The organism is Roseibium sp. MMSF_3412 (genome assembly GCF_030733265.1).
Lineage (GTDB): Bacteria > Pseudomonadota > Alphaproteobacteria > Rhizobiales > Stappiaceae > Roseibium.
Map to the genome: position 1 here is coordinate 77,391 of NZ_JASHJI010000019.1, position 23,978 is coordinate 101,368.

The following is a 23,978-nucleotide window of genomic DNA, read 5'->3' on the forward strand; positions in this document are numbered from 1 at the left end:
CTTTTCAGGGCTCGAAGACGATCTGGAATTCCGCCGGCAGGCTGCCGCTGACAACCTTCCGCGCATTCGGAAGATCGTTTTCTTCCAGCTTTGCCTTGCGGTCCGTCTCCGGCAGATCGCGCCAGCGCTCGGCAAGACGCCGCTCGAGCTCGGCAAGCGGCACGTTCAGAAAAACCGTTGTGTCGAAGAGGGGGCCCAGGTCGCGCCAGGGCGCTTCGTCGAGCAACAGATAGTTTCCCTCCGCGATCAGGTGCCGGACCGACCGCGGAATGATGCGCGCACTGTTGCGCGCGATCTCGATGCTGCGATCAAAGACGGGGACGGCGATTTCGTCTTCCTCGTTTCGCTTGAGCCGCATCAGCATGTGCCGGAAGCCGCCGACATCGAATGTATGCGGCGCCCCTTTTCGCGGACGCCAGCCACGGGCGTTCAGGATCAGATCGTCGAAATGATAGCCGTCCATGGGGAAGACGGCGGCGCTGCCATCGTCTCTTGCGTTCAGCTGTGCCGCAAGTTCGTCGGAAAGTGTGGACTTGCCCGCGCCCGGTGGGCCACAGACGGCGGTTATGCTTCGCTGCGCACGCCCGCGGTCCACGATCCGGGCCGCGAGGTCTTCAACCGAAATTTCCTGCGTGGTTGTCACGACAACCGTAACCCCGCTGCTTCTGCCTGCTCTTTAAGGAACGGCAGGCCAATGTCGATGACATCCTCCGCGCGGTCGGCAACAGGCCGCCAGACCGCCAGCCCGGATGCGATCTCCGGTGCGAGATAGACAAAGCTCTCCAAAGTCATCGCTCCCTCGAAATCAACGTCGGCCAGCCCCTTGAACGTGGCCTCCCAATCCATCGTGCCTTTGCCCGGCACGCCCCGGTTGGATTCCGACAGGTGGACATATCCAAGATGCTCGCCCGCATCGGCAAACCCCTCGGCCATGCCGGCTTCCTCGATGTTCATGTGATAGGTGTCGAGATGAATGAAAACGTTGGGCGCGCCGACGCGCTCAATGATTTCGGCCGTTTGCCGGGCCGTGTTCAGCAAATGGGTTTCGTAGCGATTGCAGGGTTCAAGGCCGAGGCGCATGTTGAGGTCGCGCGCCTTCTGGGCGACACGGTCAACCAGCCGGCAGATGGCATCGCCTTCGGCCCCGGTGACCGGCGCACCGCTGGTCTTGCCGATGGTTCCGTACGTCACGCCGGACAGTGCAGCGGCGCCGGCATCCCGTGCCACCTGAAGGGCAAAACCCAGATAGTCGACCGCGTCGCCCGGATTGCGCAGGATATCGATCTCCGCCGGAAGACCGAGCGAACAGACGATTTCCACACCATTGCGCTCGGCCGCACGCCGGGTGCCGACGCTGTCGTAATTTTTCGGATCAAGCAAAGGCGTCTCGATGACCGTGACGCCATGCGCCGTGATCGGCGGAAGCAGACGGTCCGCCTCCGAAGGATCCCAGAGCGGTGTGAAGGCGAGGCCGTGCAGTCCCAATCGGGGCATATCGCAATCCTATCCGTGTGCGCCGACAATATAGGAGACGACTTCCGCCATGTCGGTTTCGTCCCGTTTCAGATCGGCAATGACATTTCCACGGCGGAGTACCACGATACGGCCGCAGGCTTCAAAGACATCGTTGAGGCGGTGGCTGATCAGGATTGTCGCGATGCCCTCATCGCGCATCTGCCGGATCAGGTTCAATACGCTTTCCACCTCGCGCACCGCGAGCGCCGCCGTCGGCTCGTCCATGATCACCAGCTTCGGCTTGAAGGTGAGCGCACGCGCGATCGCGATGGTCTGCTGCTGACCACCCGACAGCATGCCGACCGGCAGGTGGATCGAGGGCACATGAACGCCCAGCCGGTCGATCATGTGCTGGGCCTCGGCATCTATCTTCGACTTGTCGACAAAGCCCGGCAGCAGGCCGAGAAAGCGTTTCGTCGGTTCGCGCCCGAGAAAGATGTTGTTGGCAACATCCTGTTGCGGCGCAAGCGCAAGATCCTGGTAGATCATCTCGATGCCGCTTTCGCGGCGCTCACCGGGGTTCCGGCCGGTAACATCGTTCCCGTCGAAACTGATGCGTCCCTTGTCTGTCGTATAGACACCGGTGATGGTTTTCATGAGCGTGGATTTGCCGGCGCCGTTGTCGCCGACAAGACCGATCACCTCGCCCGCATCAACCGTCAGGTTGACCCCGTGCAGGACCTGAACGGGACCGAAACTCTTCTCCACGCCCGAAAGCTCCAGAAGGCTCATTGCAGCGACCTCCCCCGTGTCCGGATCTGGTCGAGCCAGACGGCCGCGATCAGGACGGCACCGATCGCCATCTGCTGGTAGTAAGCCTGAACGGCCATGAGGTTGAGCCCGTTCTGCAGGACACCCATGATGAGTGCACCGATCATGGTTCCAAGGATCGAGCCCCGCCCGCCGAAGAGGTTCGTCCCCCCGATGATCGCGGCGGTGATTGCAAGGAGCTCGTAGTTGAGCCCGGCGGTCGGATCGCCGGTATTGACGCGTGCCGTGAAGATCAATCCGGCGATGCCGGCCATCAATCCCGAGATCGTATAGAGCAGCATGCGCTGACGCCGGATGTTGATCCCGGTCGCGCGCGCTGAATTTTCATTGTCGCCGAGCGCCAGAGTGTGATGCCCGAACGGCGTGTGGGCGAGAACGTAGTGTGAGGCCAGAGCGACGAACAAAAGAATGAAGACGGGTGTCGGTACACCGAAGGGGCGCGCCTGGCCAAGAAACAGAATTTCTTCCGGCAGGCCGTAAATGCCGCGCCCGCTGGAGATAATCAGCGCCAGGCCGCGGGCGATGCCAAGCATACCCAGGGTGACGATGAAGGCGGGCACGTGCCCGCGTGTAATGATGAAACCGTTGACCGCACCGGCAGCCGCGCCCGCGCCAAGCGCGCCTAGAATAGCGAAGTACCAGGGCAGCTCAAGCGTGACGACGAGGGCAGCGCCAGTCACCGACGCCAGCCCCAGAACGGACCCGAGCGAAAGATCGATGCCCGCCGCACTGATGACGAAGGTTGCCCCGATGGCCAGAATGCCGAAGGTGGCACTGGCGAGAATGATATTGAAGAAGTTGTTCGCGGTCAGAAAGACCCGCACCCCGGAGCCGGTCACCGGCGACAGGATCGCCATGACAACAACCAGCACCAGAAGAACCGCGAGCGATTCCGCGCGAACGTGTGTTCTTTCGAGTATTTTCAGCATTTGCCCACCCGGAAAATGCAGACCGCCGGATCGGCTCCCGGAAGTACAACCGGTTCCGGTTGAACGTCCGTTGATCCGGCGGCCCGCCTTGCTGCTGTTACTTGACGTATTCGAGCATCGGGTCGGAGCCGTTTTCCAGCACCTCCTTGGTCAGCACCATAGTCGGGACATAGACCCAGTCCGGCTGGTCACCGCCCGCCTTGACCATTTCAACGGCCTGCTTGCCGACAAGGTAGGGCAACTGCGCGACCGATGCGTTCAGGCGGCCGGACTTGATTGACTTCACCGCATCCGAATTGCCGTCGACGCCGATGACTGTCACCTGATCGCCCTTTCCGGCTGCATAAACCGTTTCGACCGCGCCAAGGGCCATGCCGTCATTGGCCGCAAAAATGGCGACGAGTTCCGGATTGGATGTCAGGATGTCATTGGTGATGTTGGCCGCCTTGCCACGGTCCCAGTCCCCCGGGAGAGAGGCGACGATTTCGAGCCCCGGTGCCAGTTCGGCGAGTTTCTCGGAAAACCCGTTGGCGCGCTTCTGCCCGGTCACGTTGCCGGACAGGCCCTCGATCACCAGAACCGGTCCCTTGGCGTCCGCACCGACCTGGCTGACGAGCCACTCGGCACCCTGCGCTCCGGCGGCAACATTGTCGGAGCCGATGGAAAACGCGATGTCGACACCGGCATCCGTTGCGATCTTGTGATCGAGATTGCCGTCGAGATCGACGACCGGAATGCCCATCTCCGTTGCCCGTTTCAGGCACGGCAGCAGGATGGTCGAGTTGATCGCCGCAGTGATCATCGCGTCAGGCTGACGCTCCAGCATCGTGTTGCAGACGTTGAGCTGCGGCTCCGCCGCCTGATCGCTCTCGACAGCCTGCAGATAGTATTCCACGCCTGCCTCGCCGGCCCCGTCGCGAACGCCGAGTTCCATCGCTCCCCAGAACGGATTTGACAGGGTTTTCATGAGTACGCCGTAAGTTTCGGCCTGTGCTGGCACGGCCAGCAGCGCCACGAGGGCAGTTACAGTCAATTGCTTGAACATTTGCTTTCCTCCACTTTTCGTCTCTGCTGTACCGGCGCTTCTTCGTCACCTTCAGTTTTCGGACCGGCACTCAGGCACCGGTGCGGCTGCTTGCGCCCGCTGGCTCCGCCAGCGGACCGAGCGACTCCCTTGCCTCGAGCCGGCAATTTATGCGGATCGTTTCAGACGGCGTATCGCCGCCCTCGATCCTTGCCAGGAGCCGCTCCCATGCGACCCGGGCGATTTCCTCCGTCGGTTGCACAATGGCGGCAACCGGCGGGTGAACGTGGGCCATCCAGGCGCTGTCATCGAAGCCCGCCAGGGCCGTATCCTTGCCGATGACATGTCCGCGCTCCTGCAACAGGCCATAGGCGGCCAGCGTTGCCGTGTTGAACAGGCAGAACACGGCATCGGGAGGCGGGTTCTCGTCGAGATAGGCCGCCAGTGCGGCGCGTGCACCTTCGATGCTGTCCCCGGTCGGTACGTAGTCGACAAGGACCTTTGCCGCATGAGCGTTGACGGCGGCACGAACCCCGTCCAGCCGCTCGGCGACATTGGCGATGCCGTCTCCCAGATAGGCCACGACAATGCGGCGATGCCCGGCATCGAACAGCTTTTGCATGAGTGCCGCGCTGGCGGCGGCGTTGTCGACACCGACACCGTCGGTGGCCGCGTTCTGCTGGATGCGATCCAGAAAGACGAAAGGGGTTTCACTGGCTTCAACGAGTTCTGCTGCCCGGGAATAGAGCGAGGGGATCACGAAGACGCCCGCCACGCGCCATCCCACCAGTTCGTCGATCTCGCGCGCCTCGATATCCGCGTCTTCGCGGCTTGACGTGGCAACGATTCGGTAGTTCGTGGCCTCTGCGCGATGCTCGAGTTTTGCGACCAGTTCGGCGAAAAACGGATTTTCGAAGTCGGGAATGACAAGGCCGATGATGCGGCTCTGACTGCGGCGCAGGTTGGAGGCCATGGTGTTGCGGCGGTATCCGAGATCGCGCACTGCCTGCAGCACGGCACGGCCGATCGGGTCGTCCAGCTTGCGGCGGCCGTTGATCACATTGGAAACGCAACCGGGTGAAACGCCCGCCCGCCGCGCAACATCGCGGATGGACGGCCTCGACCCCCGCTGCTTTTGCGCAGCCTTGTCGGGCATCGACAAACTCCTCCTTGCACCAATGCTAGAAAAAACGTTTTATGTTGTAAATCGTTTTTTGGGAGAAACGAAACATGCGTGTCCTTTACGATCCCGACCCGCGCCAGACGGAGGAGATCTTCAGTGCCGACGACCGGGAGAGGTTCTTTTCCGAGTTCGACGTGATCGAGATAGATCCTGCCGAGCGGGAGGCGGCCTACGCGCGCCATCTGCCGGAGGCCGACATCGTCATCAGTCAGCAGGCGATGGAAGCGGACAGGCTGCAGCGTGCGGCAAAGCTCAAGGCGCTGATCAATGTCGAAACGAACTTCCTCCCGAATGTGGACTATGACGCCTGCCTGCGGCGGGGGGTGCACGTGCTGACACCGGCCTCGGTGTTTGCTCTGCCCGTTGCCGAGATGGGTCTCTGCATGGCGCTGTCGCTGGCGCGGGGTGTTCACTCCAGCCACAGCGACTTTCTCTCGGCAAACGAAAAATACGGACTTGAAGGCAACATGGACGCCGAGTTGCTGACCGGCAGCAGGATCGGCTTCGTCGGATTCGGAGATCTCGGGCGTGCCCTTCACAAGCTGCTTGCTCCTTTCCAGGCGAAGGTTGCCGCGTTCGATCCGTGGCTGCCCGACAATCACCTGCGCCGCCTGGGTGTCGAACCTTCCTCGCTGGACGACCTTTTGCGGCAAAGCCGCGTGGTGTTCGTTGTCGCCTCCATCACGACCGAGAATGCGCATCTGCTGGATGCTGAAAAACTGTCATTGATGCAGGACCAGGCGATGCTGGTTCTCCTGAGCCGGGCGGCAATTGCAGATTTCGACGCACTCGCAAACGAGGCAGCCCAGGGCCGTCTGCGCATCGCGACGGACGTGTTCCCGGAGGAACCGGTCGCAGCCGACGATCCGATCCGGAAGGTTCCGGGCATTCTGTTCTCAGCCCATCGCGCGGGTGCCCTGACCTCCGCCCTCCAGCAGATCGGCGCGCTTGTTCTGGAAGATATGAGCCAGATCGCCAAGGGCCTTCCACCCGTTGCCTGCCGGCGCGCGGAGCCGGAAACCGTCGGACGGCTGCGAAGCAAACCGATCGAAACAACCTGACTTGCGATTGTGACGCGCTTCGATAAGGTTCTGCAACCGGACACAATCAGATCGAGAGGCATCTCTTGCACATAGGCTTGATCGGCGGCATCGGCTCGGCCGCCACCGACTTCTATTACCGCCGGCTGATCAGCCTGGCCGCAGAGAAGCGCCGCGACCTGGACCTGACCATCGCGCATGCCGACGCACCAACCCTGCTTGCCAATCTCACGGCGGATAACGGTGCTGCGCAGTGTGAGATCTATCTGCGCCTGACGGAGCGCCTGAAGGCCGCCGGTGCCGAAAAAGTTGCGGTCACCTCCATTGCGGGACACTTCTGCATCGACGCGTTTGCGGAGATATCGCCGTTGCCGATCCTCGATCTCACCACAAGCCTTGCGGTCTGGTTACGGGACAAGGGAATGACCCGTGTGGGAATCCTGGGAACCGAAACCGTCATGCGTTCCGGCATGTACGGAAAACTTGCGCCCGTTGACGTCCTGGCCCCCGCGGGCGATGACCTGAAACAGGTCCACGAGGCCTATGTGGCGCTGGTGCAGTCGGATGTGCCGAGCCGGGACCTGAAAGACGTCTTCGTTCGCACCGGGCGCGCGCTTGTCGAACGGGGTGCGGAAGCCGTGCTGCTAGGAGGCACCGATCTGAACGCGGTTTTCACAGCCAAGGAGACGGCGTTTCCGGTGATCGATTGCGCCGGCATACACGCAGAAGACATCGCGCGGTTCATTTGAAAGGGCCCGATGCAGGCAACAGCGGCGTTGAAAATTCACGCTCTCCTGTGACGATATTGATGCCTGGTGACCGGCGAAAGCCGTTGCATCGAAGCAGCGGATAGGCGATTTTTAAAGATATCGTTGGGGCAGGCACCTGTCAGAGGAGACACAGATGATCAGGTCCAATTATCCTGTCGACATGGCGGTCGTACCGGAGGTGAAGGCGTTCTTCGATCCGGCGACAAACACGATCAGCTACGTGGTCAGGGATCCGTCCTCAAAGGCCTGCGCCGTCGTCGACAGCGTCATGGATATCGATATCGCGGCCGGCCGCATCACCTATGACAACGCAAACGAGATCATCGCCTATATCGAGGAAAACGGGCTTGAGCTCGAATGGCTGATCGAAACACATGTCCACGCCGACCATCTCTCCGGAGCGCCCTACATCCAGCAGAAACTTGGCGGCAAACTGGGTATCGGCGACCAGATCACCGTCATCCAGGAAACCTTCGGCAAGGTTTTCAATGAAGGCACGGAATTCCAGCGTGACGGCAGCCAGTTCGACCGGCTGTTTCAGGATGGCGACACCTACCGGATCGGAGAGATGACCGCCTTTGCCATGGCCACACCCGGCCACACGCCGGCCTGCATGGTGCACGTGATGGGCAACGCCGCCTTTGCCGGCGACACGCTGTTCATGCCCGACGGCGGGTCGGCGCGTGCGGATTTCCCCGGCGGCGACGCGGCGATGCTTTACGATTCGATCCAGAAGGTGCTCGCCCTGCCGGAGGACATGCGCCTGTTCATGTGCCACGACTACGGCCCGAACGGGCGGGACATTCAGTGGGAGACCACAGTCGGCGACGAAAAGGAACACAACATCCATGTCGGCGGCGGCAAGACCCGGGAAGAGTTCGTGAAGTTCCGCACCGAACGCGATGCCCAGCTCTCCATGCCCAAGCTCATCATTCCGTCCATCCAGGTCAACATGCGTGCCGGCAAGCTGCCACCTGCCGATGACAGCGGAAAGACCTTCCTGAAAGTGCCTGTGAACGAGCTGTAAAGATGTTCGATACCCGCCGCTTGTCGCGGCGGGTACCGGCATTGGGTCTGGTTACTTCTTCAACGACGCGATGAACGCATCGACATCACCGAGGGAGAGATATTCGACTTCCTCGGTGCCGCTGTCGGTGAATTTCCAGACAACGGCGGGTGCAGAGACGTCGCCGTTCGCATCGAAACGCACATCACCTGTCGCGCCCTGATACTTGACCGTACCGCCCCCGGCGAGCGTTTCCTTGGCGGCTGTGAAGCCGGCAACATCCGCCGTGATCGGCGTACCGTTCGGGTCTGTCACCTTTGCAACTGCAGCCGCGATGTCGGCACCGGACGCATCCTTGCCTGCCGCTTCCATGGCCAGGAGGGCCAGCATTGCAGCGTCAAAGCTGTTGGCAAGACCGGGTCCGTTCGGCTCGGAACCGAATTTCTCGACATAGGCCGCCTTGAAAGCGTCCGCACTGGCGACACGCGGCGAAGCAGTGTCGGTGCCGAGCGCGTTGCCGAGATATTGCAGGCCGACATTGTCCCGGAACTCGTCGGACTTGAGCGAATTCGCCAGGATCATGTCCTGGGTTCCGCCGAGGGACAGCCACTCGCGAACCGCAGAGGTGCCTTCATTCGGGTAAAGCGCAAGATAGAGCGCTTCGGGCTGACCGCCGATTGCCTCGGTCACCTCGGCACGGTAGGAGGGCTGTGCGTCATTGATGGCGACAGACGACGTCACCTCGATGCCCGCAGCGGCAAAGTCGGCCGCGATCAGGCGCGCCATGTCCTGGCCCCAGTCGTCGTTCTTGTAGAGAACGGCGATCTTCTTGTAGCCCTTGTCGGCGGCCACTTTCGCAGCCATCGCGGACTGCACCGCCGTCGTTGCGAAGGTCCTGAACCAGAGACCGTTGGTCTTGCCTTCCTCGGAGAGCTTGGTAAACGCCGTCGAAGAGGAACAGCAGGACATTTGCATGACGCCGCCCGGGACAGTGACGGAGGTCAGGATAGGCATCGAAACACCCGAGGAAACCGCACCGAGAAGGACGTTGACGCCTTCCAGATCGACCAATGCCTTGGCGGCATCGACACCGACCTTGGGATCGACCTGGGTGTCGCGCAGAACCATTTCGATCTGACATCCCGCAGCACCGCCGGCTTCGTTGACCTGGTCGACGGCGAACTGTGCCACTTCGGCAATCGGCCGGCCCCAGTCGACCGATGTCGGCAAGGTCGCGCCGATCTTGGTCGTGCAGTCCTGTGCGTGCGCTCCGGTACCCAGAGCCGACACTCCGGCCGCGAAGGCCGCAATCGTAAGTAACGTTCTCATGTGAACCCCTCTGCTTGTGTTTTCTCCCGGCTCCGGCCGGGTTGGGAAACAATCAGCCGCTCGGGGAACAGGCCCTGAGGCCTCCAGAGCAGCATGCCGACAATCACCATGCCAATCAGCACGAACTGGATCGACCCGGTGTAGAGTTGTGCTTCGACAGGCGCGAAGCGGGAGAGCGCCCAGCCGGAAAAGGTCCAGGCTCCCCAGATCAGGAAAGCGCCGGCAAGCGCTCCCTTCGCATTTCCGGCGCCGCCGACGATCAGCATGGCCCAGATCTGGAACGTTAGGATGGGCAGAACGTCCTGCGGGCTGACAAACGCATAAAATGTGCCATAGAGGCCACCGGCCAGGCCAATGATAACCGAACCGGTCACGAAGGAAATCAACCGGACCCTGTCGGGCGACTTGCCCAGGGATCTTGCCGCGGTTTCATCTTCCCGGATCGCGCGCAGCAAACGGCCGAACGGGGAGACGGTCAACCGTTCGAGGAAAATGTAGACCGCGCACAAAATGACGAGAACCGCGATCAGGAAGACCAGATTATAGGTGAAGCCGTCCCCGAGCATCTGTCTGAACGGCCGTTCGAAGCCACGAATTCCCTGCGCGCCCCCGGTGATGGTGGTCGCGTTGCGCATCACGTTTTCAAAGGCGACTGCTACGCCGAATGTGGCGATCGCCAGATAGTCGTGGCGCAGCCGCAAGGTGAGCCTGCCCACCGCCCAGGCCAGAATTCCGGCGGCGGCCATGCCCCCCAGAAGTGCCAGCGGATAGAACAGCTCGAACCCGCCCAGCTGACTTTCCTGTGGTGCGCCGCCCAGGATGAGCGTGCCGTAGGCGCCGGCCCCGAAGGACGCGACGACACCGCCATTGAAGAGACCGGTATTGCCCCATTGCAGGTTCAGGCCGAGCACGGCGATGCCCAGAATGGCGGCGACCGTGGTGAAAAACACCAGATAGGAGATGACGCCGATCATGCCCGTGCCTCCCCGAAGAGACCGTTCGGCCGGATGAGGAGTATAAGAAGGATCATCAGGAAGGGCACCGACGGGCTGTAGCCGGACGGCAGAACCACCAGCGCAATATTTGAGGCGACGCCGACGATGAACCCGCCCAGCACCGCGCCATAGACGCTGCCGATCCCGCCGACAATCGTCGCCGCGAATATCGGCAGCACGAGGTCCCGGCCCATGACGGGCGTGATCTGGTAGCTGAGACCGTAAAAGACGCCGGCGATCGCACCCAGTGCACCGCCCATGATCCAGACAAGCGCGATCATTTTCTTCAGGTTCACGCCGTGCACCTGGGCAAGGCTCGGGTTCTCGGCGATGGCCCTGAGCGCAAACCCGATGGTCGTGCGCGAGAACAGAAGGTAAAGCGCGAACATGATCACCAGTGCGGCGATCAGAACAAAGACCTGGTCGGGCTTTACCAGCAACAGCGGGTCGCGGGACAGCACCATGGCAAACGCAATGTCGCGGGAGTAAAGCTCGCTGGAGAGACCGAAGACAAGCCCGATGACATTGCGGATGACAAGCGACATTCCGAAGGAGGCGAACACCATCGACAGTTCGCCGCCCTTTTGGCGAACCCTGCGAAAGACCAGCTTGTCGATCAGAACCGCGGACAGGCCCGTCACCACCATGGAGATGAGGATCGAGACCAAGAGCGCGCCCGTCATCGACAGGGGGCCGATCTTTTCCGCCAGCACGGGCAGCAGGCTTTCGAACAGCCTGTCAAACACAAGCGCGCAATAGGCGCCGATGGACAGAAGTTCCGCGTGCGAGAAATTTGCGAAACGCAGGATGTGCATCACCATCGTCAGCCCGATGGCACCGAGCGACAGGAAGGAACCGACGAGAATGCCGTCGACAAGATGCTGGATCATGCCGCCCCCTTCCGTTCGCCGCCGAGATAGATCCGGCCGAGCGCCGGATCGTCCAGCAGATCCCGTGCCGGGCCGTCGATCTGGTTCCGGCCTTCGGCCAGAACGTAGCAATGGTCGGCGCGTCTGAGCGCCTGCTTTACATTCTGCTCGACAAGGAGCACGGAAACACCCTGCCGGGTCAGTTGCTTCACGTGATCAAGTACCTCTTCGGCGGCCTTTGGGGAAAGGCCGGCGGATGGTTCATCCATCAGGATCAGCCGAGGTTCGACCGCAAGTGCGAGCGCAACCGCCAAGAACTGGCGCTGGCCGCCGGAGAGCGATCCGGCCTTGTCGCGCCGCTTTTCGGCAAGCACCGGAAAGCGCTCGAAAAGTGCCTGGACACGCTTTGCGGGATCGCGATGCGATTTCAGAACCAGATCGAGATTCTGCTGGATCGTGAGCGTGCGGAACACGTTATCGTTCTGTGGAACATAGGCGATCCCGGCCAGCGACAGGCGATCCGGCGCCAGTACGGTGATGTCCGTATCCTCGAGCAGGACACGGCCCTCGGTGATCGAAAGGAGACCGGCAACGGCCTTGATGAGGGTGGACTTTCCGGCCCCGTTCGGACCGATGATCGCCGTCAATTCTCCTGCTTTGGCCTCCAGCGACACGCTGCGCAGGATTGGAAGATCCGGCCGGTATCCGGCCGTCAGCGACTCGATCCTCAGCAAGGCCTCAGGCATCGACCGGCGCCCCCAGATATGCATCCAGCAGAACCGGATTGGACTGCGCTTCAGCCGATGTTCCCTGGAACACGACCTTGCCCTCGGCGAGCGCAATCACCGGATCGCAGTGGCGCATCACGAAGTCCATGTCGTGTTCGATGATGAGAAAGGTCTTGCCGCCCCGGTTCAACTCTTCGATCTTTTCGATGAGCACTTCGGTCAAGGCGGGATTCACCCCGGCCGCGGGTTCGTCGAGCAGGATCAGCCTCGGATCGCCCATGAGAACGCGTGCGAGTTCGAGCAGCTTCATCTGACCTCCCGAGATCTTGCCGGCGGGTTGATCCGAGACAGGCCGCAACGTCAGAAAGTCGAGCACCTCGAGTGCGCGGCTGCGGATGGCTTCCTCCTGTTCGCGAATGCGCGCCTTGCTGAACACGGCCCCCAGCAGCGTTTCTCCCGTTTGCTGCAGCGGTGCAAGCATGACGTTTTCCAGGACACTCATGCGGGCGAAGGGACGGGGGATCTGGAAGGTCCGGCCGAGGCCCAGTGCAAAGCGCTGATCCGGCGGAAGCCGGGACACGTCCGTACCGGACAGGCTGACGGACCCGGACGACGGAGCCAATTCGCCAGCTATCACGTTGAAAAGGGTCGATTTGCCGGCGCCGTTCGGGCCGATCAGTCCGGTGATCGAGCCTGCCCGGATCTCCAGCGTGACATCATCGACCGCCGTGAAGTCTCCAAAGGACCGGCTAACGCCGCTGAGCTTTAGGATCGCGTCATCCATTGGACGCCGCCAGCACGGCGTCATCCGGCCGTGTGTTCAGGTTGTATTTCATGATCCGCCCGTGACGACCGGTTCTGTCGCGCTCCAGCGCGAAGACCGGTCCGGCCGGACCCGGTGCGGCGTCGAGCCAATCCGAGATGCGCGCGAGATCCTGCTCATCAAGCCTGAAGCGGAAAACCTCCAGTGTTTTCGGCAAATGCCGCGCGTAGCGCGCGCCGACGATCGCGGCCGCGACCTGCGGCTGCTGCAGAACCCAGCGGGTCGCGACAGAACTGAGCGAGACGCCGTGCCTGTCGCCGATCTCCTTGAGGAGTTGCAGAAGCGTCTGAAACGACGACCACGGACCGCATTCGTCTATGATCAGCCGGTACTTCACCAGGGACCTGTTTTCAAACGTGAAACCCGGGTCGGGCCGCCCGAGCCAGGTGTCCGTCAGGAACCCGCCTGCCAGGGTGCCGTAACACAGAAGACTGATATTGTTTGCCGCCGACCAGGGCACGAGCGTTTTCGCCGGTCGCCGGTCGAGCAGTGAATACTGCACCTGGGTCGATACGAGATCGATGCCGCCATCCAGAAAGGGAGCCGTCTCGGCGACGTCCCAGTTGGTTACGCCGAGATGCGCGATCTTGCCTTTTTCCTGGCAGCGTTTCAGAACCTCCATCGCGCGGACGGGGCTGCCGATGGACGTGTCCCACCAATAGAACTGAACCAGATGCAGACGTTCGATCCCGAGCCTTTTCAGGGACCGGTCGACAATCGCTTCGACATCCGCATCGGCAAGCGTTCCCAGACGTTCAAGGTCGGGAACAAGTTTCGTGTGGATCTGCACCCTTTCGGCAACTTCAGACCCTCGGCGCTTGCGCAAATCCGAAATGAACGCTCCGATCATGTCCTCGACACCGGTGTAGATGTCTGCGCAATCGAATGCCGTGATGCCGTCGTCCACGAAGGCTTCCATATCGGCAATGGCCGCCTGCCGTTCAACCGGACCATGATCGCCGGCGAGCTGCCAGCCTCCCTTGATGACGCGGGATATGTCGTAGCCCGGACGCAGCGCTGCCCTTTCCACGCTCATTCGGTCTCTTCCTTCTGCCAATATGGCGTGCTGCGGCTCTCCGGCAGTCCTGACGTTTCGGAGTGTGAGAACCAGCGTTTTCCGGTGCGCGTTATGCGAAAGCGTCCACCGCAATGCGGGTCGGCGCAGGCGACTTCGGCATCGGTCGACATCCAGTCATTGGGATGCGTATCGCGCTGCTTTGCCGGCAGGAGCGGCAGAACCGCGGCAAGCGCGTACATGGAAACGCGCTGGCACTTGTCAAACACAAGCGCTTCACCCTCGACGGAAAAACTCTCGCCTTCAATGTGGCGGCAGACCGGTGTCCGGCCATCGAGAACCGTTTCGACCTTCAGGTCATAAAGCCAGAATCCGTCTTCGCGCTCGGACATCATTTCATCCAGATATGCGTTCCCCTCGCCAGCCACCGCTCCCAACTTTTTTAGGCTTGGTGCCTTGCGTGTGATCTGTGATATTTTATACCATGTCACAAAATGAGGTTGTCAAGGAAAGAAACCCGGCACGGGTCCGTGGGGCGGAGATGAGTGCGCCGAAGATCGCAAGGATAGACCAGTCGAAACTGCGCGAGAGCGCCTATGACGCCCTGCGCGAGGCTTTCACGCGCGGTGCCTTTGCGCCAGGGGAGACGGTCAGCCTGAGAACGCTCGCGGACCAGCTGGGCACGTCCATGACGCCGGTACGGGAAGCGGTCAGACGCCTTGTTGCCGAGGGCGCCCTGGTCGATACGCCAAGCCGGACGCTCGAGGTGCCGCCATTCGATCCGGAACGGATGCGTGAGCTGAAATCAGCACGTCTTGCTCTTGAGGCGCTGTTGCTCGAAGAAGCCATGGATCACCTCGATGCCGATGGCATCGACACGCTGGAGGCCATCATTTCCGCGCCGCGCACAGACAGCGGCATGCCGGATCTCAAGCAGAATTACGACTTTCACTTCACGCTCTATGGGTATGCGCGCTCACGCGTGATCCTGCCGCTTGTCGAAGCGCTCTGGCTTCAATACGGCGCATTCCTGAACCTGGTGGTCCAGGAACGGGCCGCGAATGAAATTCCGGAGCATATTCATCACGAAGAGATCATCGCGGCCCTGAGACAATCCGACCGCAAGGGCGCGCAAGGGGCGCTCGCGCTGGACATCGAGCGCAGTTTCAAACTGCTTTTGCCGGAAAGCTGAAGGACCCGCATGACCACCGTGCCGCCACGCCAGACACTTGCAGACGGACTGGAGATCAGCCGCATCCTGACCGGTCTCTGGCAGGTCGCCGACATGGAAAAAGACGGGGCTACCCTCGATCCGGAAAAGGCCGCGGACGACCTCGACGCCTATTTTTCCGCCGGCTTTTCCACCTTCGACATGGCCGATCACTACGGCAGCGCCGAGATTATCTCCGGCCGCCTGCTGGCAAGACACGGCGCGGGCGAGCGCCCGCAGATCTTCACCAAATGGTGCCCCGAACCCGGCCCCATGACCGCGGATGTCGTACGCCGGGGCGTGCAGGAGCGGCTCGACCGTCTCGGCACGGACTGCATCGACCTGCTGCAATTCCACTGGTGGAGCTTCGAGCATCCCGCCTGGCTGGATGCCCTGCACGAAATGACGCGGCTGCAGCATGAAGGACTGATCAAGGCCCTCGGCGTTACCAACTTCGACGCCGCGCACCTGCGGCTGGCCCTGTCGGACGGTATTCCGCTGGTCACCAACCAGGTGTCCTTTTCCATGATCGACCGCCGTGCGCGCGGTCCGCTGTCGCAGCTCTGCGCTGAGCGGGGTGTCCGCCTGCTTGGTTACGGCACGCTGTGCGGCGGTTTTCTGTCGGACCGGTGGCTTGGAAAACCTGAACCCGAAGACATCTCCGACTGGTCGAAGATGAAATACAAGCGCTTCATCGACGCTGCCGGCGGCTGGTCAGGCTTTCAGGGCATCCTGAGCGCCGCAAGCGAGATTGCCGGAAAGCACGGCGTCTCGATTGCGAATGTGGCGACGCGCTGGGTGCTGGAACAGGACGCTGTCGCCGGGATCATAGTCGGCGCCCGTATCGGGGAAGCAGAGCATATCGCCGACAATCGGAAGCTCTTCTCCTTCGCGCTGGATCAGGAAGACCGTGCGCGGCTCGAAGACGCCTTCGCCGGAACCGACGATGTACCTGGAGATTGCGGGGACGAATACCGCAAGCCCCCGTTCCTGACCGCATCGGGTGACCTCAGCCACCATCTTGCCGAAATGCCGCTCGCCCACAACGCGATTGCAGCACCGCATCGCCCGGATGCGACCAAGGTGCTGACCGGGTCCGACTGGGAAGAAATCGCCGGCTATTGCCGCGCCCAGAAAACCGGCAACAGGATCCTCGTTTCCGGAACGACCGCCGTTGCCGGGGCCGCAAGGGCCGTTGCACCGGGGGATGCCGGTGCCCAGACGACCTATATTCTCGACAAGATCCTGGCAGCCCTGACTGCATTGGGTGCCAGCGCAAACGATGTGGTGCGAACGCGGATCTATATTGTCGACGAGGCGGATGTGCTCGACATTTCGAGAGCGCACGGACGCATCTTCTCCGAGATCAAGCCGGCAAACACACTCGTTGTTGTCGCTGGACTGATCGGCGATCACAAGGTGGAAATCGAGGCCGAGGCGCTTCTGGCGGACGGCTGAATGTCTACGCGGTTATGCGCGGCTTTTTTGATGCTCATACAATTGGTGCAGCCCCCGCCAAACGCCCCAGAACGAGCGCGCTCAAGAGGCCGTTGCCCGACAGGTAGCCGCTGTCGGATGTGCCCGACACGCCGCACGCGGCGCCGCCGCAGGCGTACAGATTGGAAAAAGCCGTTCCGTCCGTGCGCATCACACGCGCCTGATCACCGGTGCGAAGACCGCCCTGGGTGTGAAACAGTGCTCCGGTAACCCGCACACCGCAATAGGGCGCTTCGAGCTTGCCTGCACCGAACGTCCGGCCGAATGCATCCGAGCCACCTTGCGGCAGACCGCTGATCGTCTCAACAAACGCATCGGCGGGAAGACCCAGTTCCGAGGCGAGACCCTCAAGCGTCGCGCTCGTCCTGATCGCCCCGGCGGCCTCCGCCTGTTTGAAGTCCTCGAACTGGCGCGCCACGTCCGCAATGCGGCTGTCGAAAACCGCGAAGGCTTCGCCGCCGGGCTGCGACAGAACCGCCCGCGCGGCTTCAGAATAACCCTGTGCCTCGTTCCAGAACCGGACCCCGGCCCGGTTCACCTGTACACCGCCTTCTGTGATGACCGCCCAGCTAATGAGAATTCCATGCGGATGAGCGACGTTTCCGTGCCCCTGATAGGAACCGAGATGAACCAGATCCGCACCGATCTCTCCTCCCCACAAGACCGCCTCGCCGCGATTGCCGTCGTGACCGAACCAGAGCCCGTTGCCGATTTCGGGCAGATGCTTCGTCACGAGCGCCCGATTGCCGCCAAAACCGTTGCAGGCCAGGATCAGCTTCCGGCAGCCGATGGTTTCAGTCCCACCGTCAGGGCCTATCACCTCGACACCGTCCGTGCGGTTGCCGCGGAAAAAGAGGCGCATCGCCCGCCTTTCGCAGACGATATCGATCCCGTTCCGTTCGCAGGTCGCGCGAAGCGTGTCGATCAGTTCAGCGCCCGAGCGCGTCGGCAGGCCGTGCATGCGCCTCCGGCTGTGTCCGGGGTAGTCAAAATTGGTGATCACCGAAAACGGCAATCCGTGGGTGTCGGTCAGCCAGTCGATTACAGAAGCGGCGTTGACCGCCAGCCGATCAACGAGGACCTGTTCGTTCTCGTTGGCGGCCTTCGCCTGTATGTCGGCGGCAAACAGGACCGGGTCGTCCGCGATCCCGGCTTGTGCCTGTGCCTTCGTTCCGGCAGCCGGAATCAGGCCGGCGGAAAGAGCGGTCGATCCCCTGGGCACCGGATCAGCCTCGATCACCAGGACGGATTGCCCGGCTTCATGGGCGGCAAGCGCCGCGACCAGCCCGGCGGCACCTGCTCCGATGATCAGGGTCTCGCAATCCAGATCAAATGTCCCCGGCGGCGGCGCGACCTCAACTTTCGTCGCGGTCATAAGCGGCCCCTTTTGCCAGCATATCCGCTGTTCCGATCACTCCGTTGAGGCCGTCGAAATCATACATCCTGCCGGCAAACGGCCTGTTGCTGCCGTTCTCGCGCAGGCTCTGGTAATATTCGCCCGCCGTGCGTGCGATGGCGCGCACGATCCCACCGGGGAAAATCACGATGGAGTAGCCCTGCTCTTCAAGATCGTCCGCCCCGGTTATCGGTGTCGCTCCGCCCTCCACCATGTTGGCAAGAAGCGGAACCCTGCCTTCAAAATGCTGCGCGATGCCGGCGAGTTGGTCGCGGGATTGCGGTGCTTCGACAAACAGAACATCGGCACCGGCTTCAAGGTAGGTTTCCGCCCGGTCGATTGCCGCGGAAAAACCCTCCACGGCGATTGCATCGGTGCGCGCGATGATCAGTGTTTCCGGCGACCGGCGGGCATCCGCCATCGCCTTCACCTTGCCGGCCATCTCGGCTGCGGGAATAAGCGACTTGTCCGACAGGTGTCCGCAGCGCTTCGGATAGGTCTGGTCCTCGACCTGGAGCGCCGATGCACCCGCACGCTCGTAAAGCCCCATGGTGCGCTGCGCGTTGAGCGCGTTACCGAAACCGGTATCCGCATCGATGATGACGGGCAGGTCGGTCCGGTCCGCGATCAGGCCCATGGTTTCCGTCATCTCCGTCACGGAGGTCAGCCCGATGTCGGGCCGTCCGAGACGCGTATAGGCGACTGCAGCCCCGCTGAGATAAAGCGCCTCGAAACCTGCCGAGGCCGCGATTGCCGCCGTCAGGCCATCATAGACGCCGGGTGCAACAAGGATCCTGTTCTGTTGGAGACGGGTCTTCAGGCTCATGAGGTTTTCTCCAACCAGTCTAACGCATCAGCACATGTCATCTGAGCGGTCACCGTTCCGAGCGACAGAAGCGTTGCCTCATGCACCGTGCTGTCAAAGGCCGCGCTTCCATCAGTGAGAAGAACCGTGTCGATGTTCCGCAAATGCGCATCCCGCAAAGTGGATGCGACACCGCCATTGGTGACGATGCCGCCGACGATGAGATTGTCGATACCGGCAGCACGCATGATGTATTCCAGCCGGGTCTGGTAGAAAGCGGAATAGGCGACTTTCTCGACGACGAAATCCGCCGGAAAGAGCGCGTCGACCAGCGTGTTGCCGAAGCTGCCCGGCGCGAAGTCACCCTTGCCCAGAAATGGTCTCAGCTTCTTCAGGTGCGGTGCGATCAACGGCTCGCCATTGGCATCCGGCACCAGCGTGAACTGGGCGGAGATATAGTGTCCCCCGTGCTGTCTCAGGGCGTCGGCAAGCGGCCTGATGCGGGCCGGCAAAGCCGCGATGCTCTCCGCCCGCTGACCGGCGCGGCCATAGGCGCCCTCCGGATGGATGAAGTCATTTTGCAGATCAATGGTCAGAAGGGCCGTTCTGGACAGATCCCATTGGCTCGGTTCACTCATGAAAGGCCCTCCGAAGGCTCGATAATGGTATTGCCGAAGGCGTCGACCCGTGCCTGCAGTTCCGGCTCCACAAGCACGGTCGTATCCGGCTGTTCCAGGATGGCCGGGCCCTTGATGACGGTTCCGACCGGAAGCGCCAGCCGGTCAAAAATCCGCGTCTCGTGCCATTCATCGCCGAAATGCACCTTGCGCAGCGCCTTGGGGTCAGGCGTACCGGTTTCCACCGGCGCAAGCGCCCTGAGATCAAACTTCGGACGCAGGCCGGTCACCGAACTGCGCAGGTTCAGGATCCGCCTGACACCGCCCTTGAGAAGCCGGCCGAACGTTGCCTGATAGGCTGCATCGAATGCCGCTTCGATTTCTGTGCGCGTCGGCGGCGTCACTGTGCCGTTCTGCGATGAAACACTCAGCGGGACCGACACGGTGTGGGTCTGGCCGACATAGGCCATGTCGAGTTCGAATGTCAGTTTACGCGCGTCAAATCGCGTCCGGGCGGCATCCAGCAGCGACATGCCCTGATCGGCATGCGTCTGCATGAATGCTCCCAGCGCAGACTCGTCCAGCGTGTCCACCAGCGCATTGATCGTCTGCACGAAATCCTGACGCATGTCGGCGATGACGCAGCCCATGGCCGAGGTTACGCCCGGATAGCGCGGAACAATGGCGCGCGCGATGCCGACTTCACGCAGCATGGCGCCGGCATGCAGGGCGCCGCCGCCGCCGAACGGCATGAAGGCGAAGTGTTTCGGATCGAAGCCGCGTTCAATGCTCACGAGGCGGATGGCGCCGGCCATCCTGGAATTGGCGACCCTGAGGATCGCCTCGGCCGCCTGAACCGTGTCCAGTGACAGCGGGTGTCCGACATGCGTGTCGATGGCCGCAGCTGCCGCCTCGACATCCAACCGGGTCAGCTTTCCGCCAATCGGATTATCCGGATCGATCCGGCCGAGAACAACATTGGCATCGGTGACAGTCGGACGGGTATTGCCAAGACCGTAGGCGACCGGACCGGGATCCGACCCGGCGCTTTCCGGACCGATGTTGAGCAACCCGCCCTTGTCGACCCAGGCGATCGAACCGCCCCCCGCGCCGATCGTCGTGATCTCGATCATCGGCGTACGCACCACCATTCCGAAATCGATCGACGTCTGCGGCGACAGTGCAGAATGACCGTCCGAGATCAGCGATACGTCGAAACTGGTGCCCCCCATATCGCCCGTGATGACGTTCTGAAAACCGGCGGAAGAGGCAATGTAACCGGCGGCGATCACGCCCGCGGCCGGACCCGACAGCGCCGTGCGCACCGGGAGGCGGCAGGCCGTGTCGACCGCCATGACACCGCCATTGGACTGGACAATCATGAATTCGCCATCGAAACCATCGGATTTCAAAGCGTTTTCAAGCCGGTGCAGATAGCCGGACACTTCCGGCTGCAGATAGGCATTGAGCGCTGTTGTCGAAAAGCGTTCGAATTCACGGATTTCGGGCAGGATCTCGGACGAGGCCGATACATGCGGGTTCGGCCAGATCTCGCGCACGGCCTTCACCGCGGCGGTTTCGTTGGCGGAATTGGCATAGGCATTGGCAAAAAGGATCGCCACTGCTTCGCAGCCTTGAGCGCGCAGCTGTTGCGCGGCGCTGCGTACGGCATCCAGATCGACCGGTGTTCGGATCGATCCGTCCGCGAGGGTTCTTTCGGGAACTTCAAGTCTGTCCCGCCGGTCGACAACCGGCTCGAAATCGCCGCGAAGACCCCAGGTGCGCGGCCTGTCCCGGCGGCGCATTTCCAGAACGTCGCGCAGTCCCTGCGTGCAGATGACACCGGTTTTCGCGCCCTTGCGTTCCAGCAAGGCGTTGGTTCCGGCCGTGGTTCCGTGGATCACGACGGAGATCTCCGACAGATCGGATACCCGCTGCGAAATCCCGTCGAGGAAACCGCCGGACTGGTCCGGCCGGGTCGTCGGAACCTTGGCGACTTCCGCGGTTCCGTCCTCTTCGTTCAGAACGAATACGTCCGTGAAGGTGCCGCCGACATCGACCCCGATCATGCGCGCGCTCATTGGGATGCCTCCCGCCAGGCCGTGCCATAGAGACGGTCGGCGCTGCCTGCGTCCATCATGCCCCGTGCAACATCACGGGCGACGTCCGCCGGCGCACGGTCTTCGGCCCGGCCATAGCCACCACCACCCGGTGTCTCCAGGCGGACAGCCTGTCCCTGGCGCAGCCTGATGCCGCGCATCTTCGAGGCGAGCGGCGGTGTTTCCCAGCCATCGTCCTGTTCAAAGGTGAACCGGTTCATGGCACCGTCGCCGCCGTCCGCGATCCCCTTGGGTGCGAACCTGCCACGTTCTCCGAAAAGAAACGCTTCCGCGCCGTTTTCTTCCAGAACCTCGATTTCATAGATCGCGCCCAACCCGCCACGGTGCTGCCCTGCACCGGCGCTGTCCGGACGCAGGGCCCATGTGCGGAACATCACCGGATAGGCAGCCTCCAGGATTTCCATCGGCGGGATCGTCGCCGTGGAAATCGGTGCGTTGCCGTGATTGAGCCCGTCGCTTTCCGGTGAACCGCCATGACCGCCGCCATAGAAGCTGAACATGACCCACGGCTTGCCATTGCTCCGTTTGCCCGCGATCGACAGGGCATTGATCGTGCCGTAGGCGTTGGCGACAACCCGGTCCGGTGCCGCCTTTGCGAAGGCGGAGAAAATCACGTCGATCATGCGCAGGATGGTTTCCGTGTAACCGCCCGTCGGACTTGGAAATTCTGCCGACAGCAATGACCCTTCCGGAACTTTCACCTCTATCGGGCGCATCACGCCGGCATTTGCAGGCAGCGCCGGGAAGATGTGCTTGATCGCGACATAGGCCGTCGCAACGGTCGTCGGCAAGGCAATGTTCACCGGTCCGGCGCATTGCGGCGCGGAACCTTCAAAATCAAGCGTCATGCGGTCGCCTTTGATTTCAAGTGCGACACGTATCGCAAGGGGTTCGTCGGTGATGCCGTCATTGTCGAGAAAGTCTTCCGCCTCCCAGCGGCCGTCCGGCAGCTCCTGCAGCTCTGAACGCATCAGCGCCTCGGCCCGGTGACCCAGAGCATCAAGTGCTGCGGAAACCGTTCCGGCCCCGTACTCGTCGAGCAACTCGTCCATGCGCCTGATACCGAGATCCAGGGCACCGAGCTGGCCGTTGAGATCCCCCATTGCCGATTGCGGCAGCCGCGTGTTCCTGAGCAGGATGTCGATGATGTCCTGGTTGATCTCGCCGGCCCGGGCAAGACGCACCGGCGGCAGGACGAATGCTTCCTGGAAAACTTCTGTCGCAGCCGGATTGTAGTTGCCCGGAACCGCACCGCCGACATCATGCCAGTGGCCGACGGATGCGAGATAGCAGAACAGTTCTCCATCGCGAAAATAGGGCCGGACAAGGCGCATGTCGGAGAGATGGGTGCCGCCGATATGGGCGTCGTTGAAGATGAAGATGTCACCGTCCTGCAGGTCACCGTCGGCGGCGGCCTTTTCAATGACGGCCTTGACCGCAAAGGACATCACACCGACGAAAATCGGCAATCCGGATTTGCCCTGAACCAGCGTGTCGCCGGTCGCCGCGCTATAGAGCCCGTGGCTTGCGTCGTGGGCCTCGGCAATGATCGGGTTGAAGGCAGCCCGGAACAGTGTTGCGTCCATCTCGTCGGCAATCTGCTCCATGCGGCCGGACAGGACCGAGAGTGTAATGGCATCGATCTCGCTCATGCTTGCGCCCTAACCTCTGCAATGTCGTTCCACACGTCCTGCCGCGTGATCCTGCCCGCCTCGATTTCAAACCGGTCGATGAAACGAATACCATCGAAAGGCGTCCCGTCCGGCCACTCTCCGGACAGGGTGCCCCGGCAATACACGATCGCCGCCCTGTCCGGTCCCTGCATGGCGTCAAAGCCGTCATAGGTCTTGCGGATGAAGCGATAGCGCGGCCTGGCCCAGTCCAGCAGCTCCGCCAGGGTGTTCATCGGTTTCGTACCCGGGAAGCGCATCGAGAATCCGGCAGCCAGCATCGATTCCGCCCTGTCGACTTCGCGGGCTTCCATGGCAGCCAGGAACCGGCGGACGATATCGACGGGATCAGGCAGGGCAGCCGCTCCGCTTCTCTGCTTTCCGCCACGGGAATAGTTTTCGCTTTCCATCTCATGGACCATGACCGTGATGGCATCCGGCCCGGCGGGCACGACGAGGCGGACAGCATCCGTCAACGCCTCGTGCAGGCGGCGTTTCTCTTCGGCCCCGTAGCCTTTCAAGAGATGCAGTTCAACAATCGGCACTCCGCCTTCCTCCCGATATTTGTATTTTTTATAATACTAATTTGTATATGTTGTTAAGACAGAAAAAGACAAATCAATCGTACCGAAGCTTGATCTTTTTAAAACCGGCGATAACATTATG

General features: G+C 61.9%; 24 protein-coding genes. 5 read left to right on the plus strand and 19 right to left on the minus strand.

Going from position 1 to position 23,978, the window contains the following annotated elements; genetic code table 11:
* Positions 1-4: 4 nt before the first annotated feature.
* The 6 genes from RBB49_RS24500 to RBB49_RS24525 form a co-directional block, all read right to left on the minus strand.
* Positions 5-643: an AAA family ATPase gene (locus tag RBB49_RS24500; protein WP_306145540.1), complete on the minus strand. Its 639-nt coding sequence runs from the start codon at positions 641-643 to the stop codon at positions 5-7.
* Entirely contained in the window at positions 640-1,494 is an 855-nt protein-coding gene (locus RBB49_RS24505; RefSeq protein WP_306145541.1) for a sugar phosphate isomerase/epimerase, read from the minus strand. The genes RBB49_RS24500 and RBB49_RS24505 overlap by 4 nt, the downstream gene beginning before the upstream one ends.
* 9 nt (positions 1,495-1,503) lie before the next feature.
* The gene (locus tag RBB49_RS24510) at positions 1,504-2,247 is read right to left on the minus strand and encodes an ATP-binding cassette domain-containing protein (RefSeq protein ID WP_306145542.1); all 744 of its coding nucleotides are present in this window, start codon (positions 2,245-2,247) and stop codon (positions 1,504-1,506) included.
* Positions 2,244-3,215 carry an ABC transporter permease gene (locus RBB49_RS24515; protein WP_306145543.1) on the minus strand — a complete coding sequence of 324 codons (972 nt, stop codon included), beginning with the start codon at positions 3,213-3,215 and terminating at the stop codon, positions 2,244-2,246. The genes RBB49_RS24510 and RBB49_RS24515 overlap by 4 nt, the downstream gene beginning before the upstream one ends.
* 97 nt (positions 3,216-3,312) lie before the next feature.
* Positions 3,313-4,260, minus strand: coding sequence for a substrate-binding domain-containing protein (locus RBB49_RS24520; RefSeq protein WP_306145544.1), 948 nt, complete (start codon positions 4,258-4,260; stop codon positions 3,313-3,315).
* 70 nt (positions 4,261-4,330) lie between these two features.
* Complete coding sequence (locus tag RBB49_RS24525; RefSeq protein WP_306145545.1) at positions 4,331-5,395, minus strand: LacI family DNA-binding transcriptional regulator; 1,065 nt, start codon at positions 5,393-5,395, stop codon at positions 4,331-4,333.
* A gap of 74 nt (positions 5,396-5,469) precedes the next feature.
* Between RBB49_RS24525 and RBB49_RS24530 the strand changes: the two genes are divergently transcribed.
* The 3 genes from RBB49_RS24530 to RBB49_RS24540 all read left to right on the plus strand — a co-directional run bounded on the left by RBB49_RS24530 (position 5,470) and on the right by RBB49_RS24540 (position 8,259).
* The gene (locus RBB49_RS24530; RefSeq protein WP_306145546.1) at positions 5,470-6,483 is read left to right on the plus strand and encodes an NAD(P)-dependent oxidoreductase; all 1,014 of its coding nucleotides are present in this window, start codon (positions 5,470-5,472) and stop codon (positions 6,481-6,483) included.
* A 65-nt stretch (positions 6,484-6,548) separates the two neighbouring features.
* A complete protein-coding gene (locus RBB49_RS24535; protein WP_306145547.1) occupies positions 6,549-7,211 on the plus strand; it encodes an aspartate/glutamate racemase family protein in 663 nt (220 codons plus the stop codon).
* Positions 7,212-7,365: 154 nt separating this feature from the next.
* Positions 7,366-8,259 (plus strand): MBL fold metallo-hydrolase, encoded by an 894-nt coding sequence (locus tag RBB49_RS24540; protein WP_306145548.1) that lies wholly within the window; start codon positions 7,366-7,368, stop codon positions 8,257-8,259.
* 51 nt (positions 8,260-8,310) lie between these two features.
* Here the strand turns inward: RBB49_RS24540 and RBB49_RS24545 are convergent, their stop codons facing one another.
* Genes RBB49_RS24545 through RBB49_RS24575 form a run of 7 tightly spaced genes read right to left on the minus strand, consistent with a single transcriptional unit; the run spans position 8,311 to position 14,392 of the window.
* Complete coding sequence (locus RBB49_RS24545) at positions 8,311-9,567, minus strand: ABC transporter substrate-binding protein (protein ID WP_306145549.1); 1,257 nt, start codon at positions 9,565-9,567, stop codon at positions 8,311-8,313.
* A complete protein-coding gene (locus RBB49_RS24550) occupies positions 9,564-10,541 on the minus strand; it encodes a branched-chain amino acid ABC transporter permease (protein ID WP_306145550.1) in 978 nt (325 codons plus the stop codon). Before RBB49_RS24550 ends, RBB49_RS24545 begins: the two co-directional genes overlap by 4 nt.
* Positions 10,538-11,452 carry a branched-chain amino acid ABC transporter permease gene (locus RBB49_RS24555; protein WP_306145551.1) on the minus strand — a complete coding sequence of 305 codons (915 nt, stop codon included), beginning with the start codon at positions 11,450-11,452 and terminating at the stop codon, positions 10,538-10,540. Before RBB49_RS24555 ends, RBB49_RS24550 begins: the two co-directional genes overlap by 4 nt.
* Positions 11,449-12,177 (minus strand): ABC transporter ATP-binding protein, encoded by a 729-nt coding sequence (locus RBB49_RS24560; RefSeq protein ID WP_306145552.1) that lies wholly within the window; start codon positions 12,175-12,177, stop codon positions 11,449-11,451. The genes RBB49_RS24555 and RBB49_RS24560 overlap by 4 nt, the downstream gene beginning before the upstream one ends.
* Positions 12,170-12,943 carry an ABC transporter ATP-binding protein gene (locus RBB49_RS24565; RefSeq protein ID WP_306145553.1) on the minus strand — a complete coding sequence of 258 codons (774 nt, stop codon included), beginning with the start codon at positions 12,941-12,943 and terminating at the stop codon, positions 12,170-12,172. The genes RBB49_RS24560 and RBB49_RS24565 overlap by 8 nt, the downstream gene beginning before the upstream one ends.
* Positions 12,936-14,018 carry an aldo/keto reductase gene (locus RBB49_RS24570; protein ID WP_306145554.1) on the minus strand — a complete coding sequence of 361 codons (1,083 nt, stop codon included), beginning with the start codon at positions 14,016-14,018 and terminating at the stop codon, positions 12,936-12,938. Before RBB49_RS24570 ends, RBB49_RS24565 begins: the two co-directional genes overlap by 8 nt.
* A complete protein-coding gene (locus RBB49_RS24575; RefSeq protein ID WP_306145595.1) occupies positions 14,015-14,392 on the minus strand; it encodes a TIGR04076 family protein in 378 nt (125 codons plus the stop codon). The genes RBB49_RS24570 and RBB49_RS24575 overlap by 4 nt, the downstream gene beginning before the upstream one ends.
* Before the next feature lie 146 nt (positions 14,393-14,538).
* On the opposite strand from RBB49_RS24575, the gene RBB49_RS24580 reads away from it, so the two are divergent.
* The gene (locus tag RBB49_RS24580; RefSeq protein ID WP_306145555.1) at positions 14,539-15,189 is read left to right on the plus strand and encodes a GntR family transcriptional regulator; all 651 of its coding nucleotides are present in this window, start codon (positions 14,539-14,541) and stop codon (positions 15,187-15,189) included.
* A 9-nt stretch (positions 15,190-15,198) separates the two neighbouring features.
* The gene (locus RBB49_RS24585; RefSeq protein WP_306145556.1) at positions 15,199-16,665 is read left to right on the plus strand and encodes an aldo/keto reductase; all 1,467 of its coding nucleotides are present in this window, start codon (positions 15,199-15,201) and stop codon (positions 16,663-16,665) included.
* A 34-nt stretch (positions 16,666-16,699) separates the two neighbouring features.
* Here RBB49_RS24585 and RBB49_RS24590 read toward each other — a convergent pair whose 3' ends face one another.
* From RBB49_RS24590 to RBB49_RS24615, 6 genes are read right to left on the minus strand one after another with little or no spacing between them, the layout of a single operon-like run.
* Complete coding sequence (locus tag RBB49_RS24590) at positions 16,700-18,079, minus strand: FAD-dependent oxidoreductase (protein ID WP_306145557.1); 1,380 nt, start codon at positions 18,077-18,079, stop codon at positions 16,700-16,702.
* Complete coding sequence (locus tag RBB49_RS24595; protein ID WP_306145558.1) at positions 18,060-18,926, minus strand: oxaloacetate decarboxylase; 867 nt, start codon at positions 18,924-18,926, stop codon at positions 18,060-18,062. Before RBB49_RS24595 ends, RBB49_RS24590 begins: the two co-directional genes overlap by 20 nt.
* Positions 18,923-19,543: a cysteine hydrolase family protein gene (locus RBB49_RS24600; RefSeq protein ID WP_306145559.1), complete on the minus strand. Its 621-nt coding sequence runs from the start codon at positions 19,541-19,543 to the stop codon at positions 18,923-18,925. The genes RBB49_RS24595 and RBB49_RS24600 overlap by 4 nt, the downstream gene beginning before the upstream one ends.
* Complete coding sequence (locus tag RBB49_RS24605; protein WP_306145560.1) at positions 19,540-21,603, minus strand: hydantoinase/oxoprolinase family protein; 2,064 nt, start codon at positions 21,601-21,603, stop codon at positions 19,540-19,542. Before RBB49_RS24605 ends, RBB49_RS24600 begins: the two co-directional genes overlap by 4 nt.
* Entirely contained in the window at positions 21,600-23,294 is a 1,695-nt protein-coding gene (locus RBB49_RS24610; protein WP_306145561.1) for a hydantoinase B/oxoprolinase family protein, read from the minus strand. The genes RBB49_RS24605 and RBB49_RS24610 overlap by 4 nt, the downstream gene beginning before the upstream one ends.
* Complete coding sequence (locus tag RBB49_RS24615) at positions 23,291-23,857, minus strand: nuclear transport factor 2 family protein (protein WP_306145562.1); 567 nt, start codon at positions 23,855-23,857, stop codon at positions 23,291-23,293. The genes RBB49_RS24610 and RBB49_RS24615 overlap by 4 nt, the downstream gene beginning before the upstream one ends.
* Positions 23,858-23,978 lie beyond the last annotated feature (121 nt).

Excerpts from the sequence above, each read along its gene's own strand:
- RBB49_RS24505 (WP_306145541.1), bottom strand. The coding sequence starts at position 1,494 with ATGCCCCGATTGGGACTGCACGGCCTCGCCTTCACACCGCTCTGGGAT.
- RBB49_RS24580 (WP_306145555.1), top strand. The coding sequence starts at position 14,539 with ATGAGTGCGCCGAAGATCGCAAGGATAGACCAGTCGAAACTGCGCGAG.
- RBB49_RS24545 (WP_306145549.1), bottom strand. The coding sequence starts at position 9,567 with ATGAGAACGTTACTTACGATTGCGGCCTTCGCGGCCGGAGTGTCGGCT.
- RBB49_RS24520 (WP_306145544.1), bottom strand. The coding sequence starts at position 4,260 with ATGTTCAAGCAATTGACTGTAACTGCCCTCGTGGCGCTGCTGGCCGTG.
- RBB49_RS24550 (WP_306145550.1), bottom strand. The coding sequence starts at position 10,541 with ATGATCGGCGTCATCTCCTATCTGGTGTTTTTCACCACGGTCGCCGCC.
- RBB49_RS24530 (WP_306145546.1), top strand. The coding sequence starts at position 5,470 with ATGCGTGTCCTTTACGATCCCGACCCGCGCCAGACGGAGGAGATCTTC.
- RBB49_RS24585 (WP_306145556.1), top strand. The coding sequence starts at position 15,199 with ATGACCACCGTGCCGCCACGCCAGACACTTGCAGACGGACTGGAGATC.
- RBB49_RS24515 (WP_306145543.1), bottom strand. The coding sequence starts at position 3,215 with ATGCTGAAAATACTCGAAAGAACACACGTTCGCGCGGAATCGCTCGCG.
- RBB49_RS24525 (WP_306145545.1), bottom strand. The coding sequence starts at position 5,395 with ATGCCCGACAAGGCTGCGCAAAAGCAGCGGGGGTCGAGGCCGTCCATC.
- RBB49_RS24595 (WP_306145558.1), bottom strand. The coding sequence starts at position 18,926 with ATGAGCCTGAAGACCCGTCTCCAACAGAACAGGATCCTTGTTGCACCC.
- RBB49_RS24590 (WP_306145557.1), bottom strand. The coding sequence starts at position 18,079 with ATGACCGCGACGAAAGTTGAGGTCGCGCCGCCGCCGGGGACATTTGAT.
- RBB49_RS24555 (WP_306145551.1), bottom strand. The coding sequence starts at position 11,452 with ATGATCCAGCATCTTGTCGACGGCATTCTCGTCGGTTCCTTCCTGTCG.
- RBB49_RS24600 (WP_306145559.1), bottom strand. The coding sequence starts at position 19,543 with ATGAGTGAACCGAGCCAATGGGATCTGTCCAGAACGGCCCTTCTGACC.
- RBB49_RS24510 (WP_306145542.1), bottom strand. The coding sequence starts at position 2,247 with ATGAGCCTTCTGGAGCTTTCGGGCGTGGAGAAGAGTTTCGGTCCCGTT.
- RBB49_RS24575 (WP_306145595.1), bottom strand. The coding sequence starts at position 14,392 with ATGATGTCCGAGCGCGAAGACGGATTCTGGCTTTATGACCTGAAGGTC.
- RBB49_RS24565 (WP_306145553.1), bottom strand. The coding sequence starts at position 12,943 with ATGGATGACGCGATCCTAAAGCTCAGCGGCGTTAGCCGGTCCTTTGGA.
- RBB49_RS24540 (WP_306145548.1), top strand. The coding sequence starts at position 7,366 with ATGATCAGGTCCAATTATCCTGTCGACATGGCGGTCGTACCGGAGGTG.
- RBB49_RS24605 (WP_306145560.1), bottom strand. The coding sequence starts at position 21,603 with ATGAGCGCGCGCATGATCGGGGTCGATGTCGGCGGCACCTTCACGGAC.
- RBB49_RS24610 (WP_306145561.1), bottom strand. The coding sequence starts at position 23,294 with ATGAGCGAGATCGATGCCATTACACTCTCGGTCCTGTCCGGCCGCATG.
- RBB49_RS24560 (WP_306145552.1), bottom strand. The coding sequence starts at position 12,177 with ATGCCTGAGGCCTTGCTGAGGATCGAGTCGCTGACGGCCGGATACCGG.
- RBB49_RS24570 (WP_306145554.1), bottom strand. The coding sequence starts at position 14,018 with ATGAGCGTGGAAAGGGCAGCGCTGCGTCCGGGCTACGACATATCCCGC.